At 47.6% G+C, this 10,000-nt stretch carries 10 protein-coding genes and 1 riboswitch; of the genes, 2 read left to right on the top strand and 8 right to left on the bottom strand.

Features of this window, described 5'->3' with window-relative positions:
- Positions 1-72: 72 nt before the first annotated feature.
- Both LDL40_RS10975 and thiC read right to left on the bottom strand, forming a co-directional pair.
- The gene (locus LDL40_RS10975) at positions 73-1,155 is read right to left on the bottom strand and encodes an FAD-dependent oxidoreductase (RefSeq protein WP_300995408.1); all 1,083 of its coding nucleotides are present in this window, start codon (positions 1,153-1,155) and stop codon (positions 73-75) included.
- A complete protein-coding gene (gene thiC / locus LDL40_RS10970; RefSeq protein WP_300995407.1) occupies positions 1,152-3,089 on the bottom strand; it encodes a phosphomethylpyrimidine synthase ThiC in 1,938 nt (645 codons plus the stop codon). Before thiC ends, LDL40_RS10975 begins: the two co-directional genes overlap by 4 nt.
- 115 nt (positions 3,090-3,204) lie before the next feature.
- Positions 3,205-3,320: riboswitch (TPP riboswitch) on the bottom strand.
- 152 nt (positions 3,321-3,472) lie between these two features.
- Between thiC and LDL40_RS10965 the strand changes: the two genes are divergently transcribed.
- A complete protein-coding gene (locus tag LDL40_RS10965; RefSeq protein WP_300995405.1) occupies positions 3,473-4,984 on the top strand; it encodes an FAD-binding oxidoreductase in 1,512 nt (503 codons plus the stop codon).
- Positions 4,985-5,003: 19 nt separating this feature from the next.
- Positions 5,004-5,852, top strand: a complete 849-nt coding sequence (locus LDL40_RS10960) for an SMP-30/gluconolactonase/LRE family protein (protein ID WP_300995403.1) — start codon at positions 5,004-5,006, stop codon at positions 5,850-5,852.
- Between the two features lie 47 nt (positions 5,853-5,899).
- Here LDL40_RS10960 and LDL40_RS10955 read toward each other — a convergent pair whose 3' ends face one another.
- From LDL40_RS10955 to LDL40_RS10930, 6 genes are all read right to left on the bottom strand, one after another.
- Positions 5,900-6,616 carry a helix-turn-helix domain-containing protein gene (locus LDL40_RS10955; RefSeq protein WP_300995402.1) on the bottom strand — a complete coding sequence of 239 codons (717 nt, stop codon included), beginning with the start codon at positions 6,614-6,616 and terminating at the stop codon, positions 5,900-5,902.
- A gap of 98 nt (positions 6,617-6,714) precedes the next feature.
- Complete coding sequence (locus LDL40_RS10950; RefSeq protein ID WP_300995401.1) at positions 6,715-7,152, bottom strand: chlorhexidine efflux transporter; 438 nt, start codon at positions 7,150-7,152, stop codon at positions 6,715-6,717.
- Positions 7,153-7,278: 126 nt separating this feature from the next.
- Positions 7,279-7,551 (bottom strand): hypothetical protein, encoded by a 273-nt coding sequence (locus tag LDL40_RS10945; protein WP_300995400.1) that lies wholly within the window; start codon positions 7,549-7,551, stop codon positions 7,279-7,281.
- Between the two features lie 496 nt (positions 7,552-8,047).
- Positions 8,048-8,608, bottom strand: coding sequence for a CBS domain-containing protein (locus LDL40_RS10940; protein WP_300995399.1), 561 nt, complete (start codon positions 8,606-8,608; stop codon positions 8,048-8,050).
- Positions 8,609-8,712: 104 nt separating this feature from the next.
- Positions 8,713-9,030 carry a hypothetical protein gene (locus LDL40_RS10935; protein WP_300995398.1) on the bottom strand — a complete coding sequence of 106 codons (318 nt, stop codon included), beginning with the start codon at positions 9,028-9,030 and terminating at the stop codon, positions 8,713-8,715.
- 301 nt (positions 9,031-9,331) lie between these two features.
- Positions 9,332-10,000 (bottom strand): cytochrome d ubiquinol oxidase subunit II (locus tag LDL40_RS10930; RefSeq protein ID WP_300995397.1); only part of this gene is annotated, 669 nt, incomplete at its 5' end.

Below are 10,000 nucleotides of genomic sequence, written 5' to 3'. Positions count from 1 at the left end.
TCGCTTAACTGGCTGGAATTTAAGCTTTCTTTTTTGCCATTTAACCAGATGCTTAGCTCTATTTTCATATGCTCAGCCATAACACAGCTCCTTAGTTTCGCTCAGCTGCCGCAACGCCAACTGGGCCACTTGTTCAGCCAAAGCCGGGCCTAATAAATAGCCGTGACGGTATAAACCATTGACCCGGATTAACCCTGGCTTTTGCTGTATTTCAGGTCTGTTATCCGGCAAAGCAGGGCGGGCAGAGGCTTGCAGGCCTAAAATTTCTGCCTCGGCAAAAGCAGGGTCTACTGAATACAAAGCCGATAACAGTTCCAGCGCAGAGCGCACCGAAGGACCGGATTGATCGGATGATTCCAACTCTGTAGCGCCCACCACAAAAATGCCGTCGCCTTTGGGTGCTATATAAAGCGCATAACGAGGATGGAATAACCGCACAGGGCGGCTAAGTTGTACTGCTGGTGCTTTCACTCTTAGCACTTCACCCCGTACTGGTCGCAATAGCGGCAATTCAGTGGACGCACCTAAACCACGGCAATCAATCACCAGATCGGCTGGTTCTAACTTGCCATTACACCAGAGGTGGTTGCCTTTAAACTCTGCTGTGGACTGAGCTTCCAGCGATACTCCTCTTTGTTGTAATAGCTGCAGGGAATGCTTCAGGAAGGCCTGATTATTCAGCTGGCCTTCGCCTGGTAAATAACAACTATGCTGAAAACGTCCGGCTAACGACGGCTCAAGTTCTGCCAGTTCAGTTTTAGTCAGCCATTGAGGTTTGTGTACAGGCTGGGCTTTAATTTGACTGACCAAATGTAATAACAGGTGCTGTTGCTGTGGATGGGCCAGCAGCAAAGCTCCTTGTTGTTGCAGGCCAAAGTCCGGCAACTGCTGTTGCAGCAGTTGCCACAGCTGCATACTGCGATAGCCCAGTTCTACTAAATCCTGCTCTAAAAGCACAGACTCAGCCAAAGGCGATAACATAGCGGCTGCAGCAAAAGCAGCACTGGCTTGATACAGCTCCTGGGAAGGGCTAAAACTCCCTTTTTCCAGCAGGCGAATACGGGCTGGCTTTGGCCAAAGTCCGGGTTCGGACAAAGCCAAAGCGCATAAACGTCCCATTAAACCGCCGCCCAGAATAAGCAGCGTCGGGCTCATAACTGAGGTTCCTCCAACTTTGAATCCGAGCCGTGATACAGCTCGGCGCCAGACTCACGGAATTGCTGCGCTTTTTTCTGCATTTCTGCTTGCTGTTGTTCAGTATCGAGCTGTTTCACTTCAATACTGGCGGCATAGTCGCGCACATCCTGGCTGATTTTCATCGAGCAAAACTTAGGGCCACACATAGAACAAAAGTGCGCTACTTTGCCGGACTCTTGTGGCAAGGTTTGATCGTGATAAGAGCGGGCGCGGTCAGGGTCTAAACTTAAGTTAAATTGGTCCTGCCAGCGGAACTCAAAACGGGCTTTGGACAGGGCATCATCGCGGATTTGTGCGCCCGGATGGCCTTTGGCTAAATCGGCAGCGTGGGCGGCAATTTTGTAAGCAATCAAACCTTCTTTGACATCGTTTTTATCAGGTAAACCTAAATGCTCTTTGGGCGTGACATAACAGAGCATAGCGCAGCCATACCAGCCGATCTGAGCTGCACCAATGGCTGATGTCAGATGATCGTAACCCGGTGCTATATCTGTGGTGAGTGGGCCTAAGGTATAAAAAGGCGCTTCGGCGCAGTATTCCAGCTGTAATTGCATATTCTCACGAATAAGCTGCATAGGCACATGGCCAGGGCCTTCCACCATCACCTGCACATCTTTAGCCCAGGCGCGGTGTGTCAGTTCGCCTAAGGTTTTCAGCTCGGCAAACTGAGCTTCGTCATTGGCATCGGCTATAGAGCCAGGGCGCAGGCCATCACCCAAACTAAAGCTGATATCGTAAGCGCGCATAATGTCGCAGATATCGTCAAAGTGTTGATATAAAAAGTTTTCCTGATGATGCGCCAGACACCATTTGGCCATAATAGAACCGCCACGTGAGACTATTCCGGTCAGGCGTTTGGCCGTCATAGGCACATAAGCTAAGCGCACTCCGGCGTGAATAGTAAAATAATCCACCCCTTGCTCGGCCTGCTCAATTAAGGTGTCGCGGAATAATTCCCAGCTTAAGTCTTCGGCTATGCCGCCAACTTTTTCCAGCGCCTGATACAAAGGCACAGTGCCAATAGGCACTGGACTGTTGCGGATAATCCATTCGCGGGTTTGATGAATATAACGGCCAGTGGATAAATCCATCACTGTATCTGCGCCCCAACGGGTGGCCCACAGCAGCTTTTCCACTTCTTCTTCAATAGACGAGCTAACGGCTGAATTGCCGATATTGGCGTTCACCTTGACCAGAAAGTTACGGCCAATAATCATGGGTTCAATTTCAGGGTGATTGATATTGGCGGGCAAAATGGCGCGGCCTGCCGCTATTTCCTGCCGGACAAATTCAGCAGTAATTTGCTTAGGTAAGTTAGCACCAAAACTCTGGCCCGGATGCTGGGCTCTGGCTTCAGTGGCCGCTGCCAGGTTAGCGCGGCTTAAGTTTTCCCGAATAGCTACGTATTCCATTTCCGGCGTAATAACACCACGACGGGCATAGGCCAGCTGAGTGACGGCCACACCTGCTTTGGCTTTGCGTCTTTCTGTTAAAGCTTCAAATCTTAAGCTTTGCAGGCTTTCATCCAGCCACTGCTCTTTGCTGTAGACAGAACCAAAGTCTGTCACCAGTTCGGTATCACCGCGCTGTTTGATCCAGTCAGTACGAAGGGTGGGCAACCCTTTACGGATATCAATCTGAGCATCAGGGCAGGAATAAGGACCGGACGTGTCGTAGACCCGAACCGGTGCATTGGGCTGAAATAACGGCTTGTCTTTGCTGCCGCCAATTAAGCTGGGCTGCAGTTCAATTTCACGCATGCCGACTTTTACGCCGGGTAAGTCGCCTTCGATATAGACCTTGCGGCTGGCGGGATAAGGCTGGCCCTGCAACTGCTGAATAAATTGCTCGGCAGCGGCGCGGGTGGCGCGACGGTTTTGATTTTCTGACATATAAACTCCGGTGAAATAATTAAATAGTTAATTTTCAACAGAGCTTGGGAAAAGCGTGGACAGCCATCAACAGATGAGCCGAATGAGTGCGCCAACAGGCAGACGGATCACCGCCACTGTGTGCGCTCTTGTTTCCCTCCGCAGGTATTATCCTGTTCAGGTTCCACGGATTCCGCCCAGGGGCGGTCTCAGCTGACAAACCAGGTTTGTGCAGCACTCCGACAAGCTAAGTGTGGCCAGCATAAACAGCTTTTTTTCAGGCGGCAAGGGGAAATTGGTTTGGTTTGCGCAGAGTAGGAGAGGGACTGGGCTATAAAAATCGAGCCGAATTCAGCCAATTTATGCTACTTTGCCTGCGGTTGTTATTTTGAAAAGACTTCACTTTGGACAGACGTCATTTTTTAACTTTAAGCAGTGCTGCTGCGTTAGCTGCGGTATCCGGCTGCCAGTTCAGTCCTGCCCACTCTTTGCCTGAAAGCAGCGACTGGCAGCAGCTCAAAACTGATTTTTCCGGTCAATTATTGTTCCCCGCAGATGCTGGTTTTAGTCGGTTTTATAAAGCAGCCAACTCCCGTTACGACAACATTATTCCAGCTGTGATAGCCCGTTGTGCCAATACTTCCGATGTGCAGCAAATTTTAGCTTTTGCCCGCTGGTTTCAATTGCCAATCACAGGTCGCAGTGGCGGTCATAACTATGCCGGTTATTCCAGCACCAAAGGCATTTTGCTGGATTTAGCTTTAATGGCGGATATTCAGCTGGAGCCGGAAGAGGATACTGCCTGGATAGAAGCTGGCGCTAAGCTGGGCGATATTTATGATCAGTTAAGTCAAAAAGGCCGTTCCATTCCGGGGGGGAGTTGTGTTGGCGTAGGTATTGCCGGTTTAACTCAGGGCGGGGGTTTTGGTATTGCTGACCGTTTGTATGGACTAACCTGCGACGCCTTGCTGGAAGCTGAAGTTGTGACAGTAGATGGAGAGGTTTTGCGTTGTAATGAGCAGCAAAATTCGGATTTATTCTGGGGCTTAAGAGGGGGTGGTGGTGGTCAGTTTGGCATAGTCACCCGCTTTAAATTCCAGACTTTTGCAACCAGCGATATCTTGAGTTGTCATGCTTATTTTGCCTTAAAAGACGCTTTGCCTGTGCTGAACTTATGGCAACACTGGAGCCGTCAGTTGCCTGAGGCTTTATGGTCTCAGGCTGCTATCTGGTGGAGTGGTCAGCAAGGCCATGAACCCCAGTTGCAAATAAGGGTGATCAGTATAGGCCAGATAAAACTGCTGCAGCAGCAATGGGTTAACTGGTTAAGACGATTGCCGCTGCAACCTGTAGAGCAAGATGTGGTGTTGCATAATTACCGCGAATACATGCTGACAGATTGTGCGGGTTTGGAGATGCCAGAGTGCAAATTGCCGCACCAATCAGAGCAAGCCAAATTGAAACGTGTGGCTATGGCGGGCAGCTCAGATTTTTTTAATAAAGCCATCAGCAGAGCCGGATTAGAAGCTTTATTGACACAAGTACAGCAACGCCAGCAACAAGGTTTGTCCGGCGGTATTTTATTAACCCTGATGGGGGGCGCGATCAGCTCTGTGTCTGCCGATCACACTGCTTTTGCCCACAGAAATGCGCTTTTTAGTGCTCAGTATCTGGTCAGCCGGCCTGTTGGCAGTCCGGAGGCTGAACTTAAACGCGCCGCTTTTTGGGTAAACCAGATGCGAACTGTGATGCAACCCTACAGTACGGGGGGTGCTTATTTAAATTACACAGACGCTTTGATTAAAAACTGGTCTGCGGCTTATTATGGTGCTCATTATGAAAAACTGCAGCAGTTGAAAAGGCGTTACGACCCGGAACAGTTGTTGAGGTTTAGCCAGGGAATTCAACCCGCTTAAACAGCACAGGATAAAAGGAATGAAGCGCAAATTACTGATTTTATTGTTATCTATTTCCGGTTTGACCGCTCAGGCCACAACACAGAACGACAGTACCGACTTTGTGCCGGACGGCGTCTTTCATGCCACTATTGAAGGTCCTGCCACAGACAAAGATGGCAATTTATATGCGGTGAACTACGGTGTAGAAGGTACTATTGGTAAAGTCAGTCCCAAAGGTGAGGTCAGCTTAGCTCTGACTTTACCCAAAGGTAGTATTGGCAATGGCATTCGTTTTGACCAGCAAGGCCAGATGTTTATAGCCGATTATACCGGCCACAATATCTGGCGATATGACGGTAAAAAGCTAGAGTTGCATGCCCATCAGCCTTTAATGTTTCAGCCCAACGATTTAACCATAGCGGCTAATGGTGTTATTTTTGCCAGCGATCCGGACTGGAAAAACAACAAAGGTCAGTTATGGCGCATTGATACAGATGGCAGCTCCAGGCTGGTAGAAAAAGACATGGGTACCACTAATGGTGTAGAAATCAGCCCGGATCAACGCCGCTTGTATGTCAACGAGAGCGCGCAGCGCAGAATTTGGGTCTATGACCTGGATGAGCAACTGAACGCCAGCAACAAAAGGCTGTTGATCCAATTCCCGGATTTTGGTTTAGATGGTATGCGCACTGACGCCAAAGGGAACTTATACATAGCCCGCTATGGCAAAGCTGTGGTTGCCAAAGTTAGCCCTGAAGGCAAGCTGTTGCAAGAATACAAGTTAAAAGGCGAGTTTCCGACTAATGTCACTTTTTCGCAAAAAGACCCGACCTTGTTGTATGTCACTTTACAAAAACGGGGTGCTGTGGAGCTGATTAAACTCTAAAAGTTTGCCAGATCATTGGAGTTGCAGGGCGGCTATTTCATGCAGCTTCAGCTAGTAAGACCATACCCTCTATACTGTTGTGGGCTTTGGCCATAGTGGCGTAAAAAGCGGGCGCTAAAAGCTGAGGCCGATTGATAGCCACAGTCCAGGGCAATTTGCTGCACTGATAAGTTGGAAAATAACACTAAAGTTCGACCCTGCTGCATGCGTAATGTGGTTAAGTACTGGCCCGGGCTTAGGCCCAATTGCTGGCGAAACAGTTGCTTAAACTGACTCAGGCTCAGGCTGGCTTTACTGGCCAGTTGTACCAAATCTAATTCCTCTGCCAGATGCTCCTGCATGTAGAGAAGTGCCAGGCGTAACCTTTTATCTAAGGCTGGTGTTGGTTGTTCTGCTTCCAGTAACTGTAGGAAAAACTGCTGAGCTGCTGGTAATAGATGCTGATTTTGTTGCACTAACAGTTGTTCCAACACCAATAAGTAAGGCTGCATCCGATCAGATAATTGAAACACCGACTGAGATAAATGCAGCAAATGTGCAGGTAAATGTGTTAAATCTACGACTAAAAACCGGCATTGTTCAGCGGCTGAAAAGCCATGTTCAGTGCCAGCCGGTATCACCAGACATTCTGCTGTACCGACCTGCAACTGCTGTTTATTGATCAGCAAATTGAGCCGGCCAGCCAAAGGCATCACCAGTTGGTGGTGATCATGGCTGTGGCTTTGCTGAATTGGGCTATAAGCGCGGATCGATATTCTCATCATACTTGAAGCTGCCGCTTTGTTGACTGCATGCTCTCGCCCCAATCGCATAGGTTAACCAGGCTCATGGGGACTCATTCACTTGTCGCCGCGCTGCAACATCAATTATTTTGAGAATAAGTTTTGGCATGGGTTACCGGGAAAAAATAGTCATAACCATAGTTATACAGGTAGGTGTACAACAAAAACACGACAAAGATCAAAGCTTCCCGCCATAAGGCTTGAGCCAGATTAAAGTCCAGCAACCATAAGGTCAAAGGAATGCTGATTGCCGCCCCCGCCAGTTCATAACTGACACAATGCAAAAGCCGTACTTTGCCCGCTTTGACTAAAGAGCCGGTCGATCGCCACAAGAAGTAATCAAAAACTTTAGTGTGAGTTAAGGTCAGCAAAAATACCGTAAAGGAGCTTAATAGTGAAAAAGCTGATGCACTGGCAAAAGCAGCATCAGCCACGGCCAGAGTACATAGAGTACGTAAAACTATGGCGCCGCACTCATAAGCAAAAGCATGACGAAACCAATCCAGCTTGCTTCGCATTTGCACACCTCAAAGACTAATCAAAGCAACAGTCTAGAGGATTTGTTTGCAGCCGGAAGCAGTCAAAAGCCGAACCTATAACGCAAAAAGCTGCTTTTTAGCAGCTTTTGTCACAAGCTTCAGTGCTTAATGCACCTGATAATGACGGCAGAAAAAGTCGATCACTTTGTCCGGATCCGGGCGGGTTTGCATATTGTGCCTTAACGCCAGACCTGTAGCCAAAGCACGCAAGGTTACATCTAAGGGGGCACCTACAGGCTTTTCAATTTGATAGTTGTTAAATAAAAAATTAATAGCTGCGCCTGCATAAGAATTGACTGAATCTGAAGGCAGCAAACGCAGTTCCTGGAGCCGTACTCCAAGTTCACGCATTCTTTGTAAGCGGCTGGCTTCGTTCATTTGTCTCTCCTTATCAAAAGCAGTAAAAGCTGATGCTTATATATCTGCTGTACTCGGGAAAGCTTTAACGAAATCGCCAGCAAGAATGCTTTGTGATTATAAAATTGTGGTAATGAATGGAATTTCTAATGTGGGCTGATGCAGGTCTTGGAGGTATTTAATTGATCTTCGGTTGGAAAACGCCGCCATAAACTGAATGTCAGCAGGAGCAGTGGAAGCAGGTCTTGGAGGTATTTAATTGATCTTCGGTCGGAAAACGCCGCCATGAACTGAATGTCAGCAGGAGCAGTGGAAGCAGGTCTTGGAGGTATTTAATTGATCTTCGGTCGGAAAACGCCGCCATAAACTGAATGTCAGCAGAGGGGAGGTCTTGGAGGTACCTATACTCTGTGGCGGCTTTCAAAAACCCCGTTCCGCGGGAATGAATACGAAACGGGGAAAACCAGAAAGAAAACATGCTTCAACGGGCCCAGGTTAATGACCCGGCAAAGGTCGATCAGGCATACATACGGTCAAAAATATTTAAAAAAGTGGGTGCTTTTTCAATATGAACCGGAATATGCAAACGGCTGGCGATATCGCTCGCGGAGATCACACCGCGGATGTGGTGAGAGTCAGTATCAATCACTAAACAGTGCTGCTCGCCATTATGTTGTAATGTGTTCAGCACATCACCTATGGTGCAATGTTTGATTTGCTCGTAAGCCAGGGCTTTAATTTCAGCACGTGGGCGCATTAAATCGGCCACTGTTAAGTCAGTGCGATTCACACCTTTGCCTAGACGTTGCAACACATTCTGGATAGACAACTGTTCGTAGCTGATTAAACCAATCAATTCCTGATTGGCGTCTATTACCAGTTTTAATTTGGTATGTTCATGATTCATCATATCCTCTGCTTCGACAGCACAGGTATTAGCATCAATCATCATTGGGCTGGTGGTCTTGAAGTCAGAGACAAAATCCAGCGCAGCTGAGTTTAAATTGGCTTCGGCAAATTCGGCGGGCTGAACTAAATGGTCTATTACATCAACGTTGAATAAATTTAACTTTTTCATAGGAACCTCTCCTCAGTCCGCTCAGAGGCAGCGAAACTGAAATTAAAACAATGGTTGTGTCAGAACATGGCTAGGAGGCCGGAAACTCTGACTATTTCAATGATTTAAGAGAGGTGTACTGGTGGAGCGCGAGCTGGATAACAGCTTTTTTGCGTGATACTGAACTGAACTTGTGTCCACTGATAACAATTACCATGCAGCACAGGGAATTCAAAACTATTCCAGTGAACAGGGCTTTTTTCGTCGTCACCGGAAGTTTCCGTAGAATCGACAGTAGAGTGGGTACTTGATGCAACCAGAGCAACAGTGAAGTTTTTATTCGCTTGTTGTAAATCGACCCAACTGCTGGATGCAGAATGGCCTGCTGTAGGAAACAGCAAACTCAGGTAAAACAACACTGCGATAAAACTTAAATACTTCATCTTTCGCACCCAGTAAGGACCAAAACAGCTCGGTCTTTACCTGACTATAGCAGCAGTGTTTTTTAAAATGCAAATAAAAAAATGAAAAAAATGAAAATAACAGGCCAGATTAATTGACACTTTATTTGTGTCAGATCAATAAAAGCCTGCTAATACTTGATTAAAAATGCTTGATTTTTAATCGCTTACAAAAGCTTCATTCCTTGTTTTAATAGCCATGCAATAACAGTCAAGCTTAAAAATCCACACAGATATAACAAAACAAACCATTGGCCCTGAGAGAGTTTTTTGTACCATTGCATCAGTAACCCTCCTGATAATCTTCCACTTTACCGGCAAAAATTTTGTAACCCCACAATGTATAAGCGCAAATCAGCGGTACAAAAATAAAGATGCCAGGTAGCATAAAGAGCAAACTGCTATCCGGCGCTGCTGCCTGCATATAGGTGAGCTGCCGCGGCAGCAGGTAAGGGAATACACTCACCAGCAAGCCAACAAAAGCCAGCAGGAACAAAGCGGATGCCAACCAGAATGGCCTTTCTTCATGCCGTTCATGCACAGCGATTTCTGCTTGATGGCTGCGGTTGACCCGGCCTAAGTCGCGAAATAATAAACGGGCGGCAAGCACAGACAACAGAGGCAGTGGGATTAACCATAAAGCATGCAAGCCGCCAAACCAACGAGCACGGATTTCCGGCTCAATCCAGACAGTCCAGAGGCTGACCAGCAGCATGGATAACATCACAATCAGTACTAAACGCTGGCCGTAGCGCGCTGCTTTTTGTTGCAACTCACCGCGGCTTTTCATCACCAGATAACAACAGGCCAGCAGGGCATAACCAGCCATCACAGCTAAACCACAAAACAAGCTGAATGGGCTGATCCAACTGAAACTGGACTGATTAATAAAATCAGCAGGTACGCCTTGCACTAAAGTGCCCAACATCAGACCCTGGCAAAATGCAGCGAG

Origin of the sequence: Rheinheimera sp., assembly GCF_020217005.1 — a bacterium.
Lineage (GTDB): Bacteria > Pseudomonadota > Gammaproteobacteria > Enterobacterales > Alteromonadaceae > Pararheinheimera.
The sequence above is the reverse complement of the archived record's forward strand: the minus strand, read 5'-3'. Positions and strand labels throughout refer to the sequence as shown.

What these genes read in the sequence shown, in the direction of transcription:
- LDL40_RS10975 (WP_300995408.1), bottom strand. Translation starts at nt 1,155, where the DNA reads ATGAGCCCGACGCTGCTTATTCTGGGCGGCGGTTTAATGGGACGTTTA.
- thiC (WP_300995407.1), bottom strand. Translation starts at nt 3,089, where the DNA reads ATGTCAGAAAATCAAAACCGTCGCGCCACCCGCGCCGCTGCCGAGCAA.
- LDL40_RS10960 (WP_300995403.1), top strand. Translation starts at nt 5,004, where the DNA reads ATGAAGCGCAAATTACTGATTTTATTGTTATCTATTTCCGGTTTGACC.
- LDL40_RS10955 (WP_300995402.1), bottom strand. Translation starts at nt 6,616, where the DNA reads ATGATGAGAATATCGATCCGCGCTTATAGCCCAATTCAGCAAAGCCAC.
- LDL40_RS10950 (WP_300995401.1), bottom strand. Translation starts at nt 7,152, where the DNA reads ATGCGAAGCAAGCTGGATTGGTTTCGTCATGCTTTTGCTTATGAGTGC.
- LDL40_RS10945 (WP_300995400.1), bottom strand. Translation starts at nt 7,551, where the DNA reads ATGAACGAAGCCAGCCGCTTACAAAGAATGCGTGAACTTGGAGTACGG.
- LDL40_RS10940 (WP_300995399.1), bottom strand. Translation starts at nt 8,608, where the DNA reads ATGAAAAAGTTAAATTTATTCAACGTTGATGTAATAGACCATTTAGTT.
- LDL40_RS10935 (WP_300995398.1), bottom strand. Translation starts at nt 9,030, where the DNA reads ATGAAGTATTTAAGTTTTATCGCAGTGTTGTTTTACCTGAGTTTGCTG.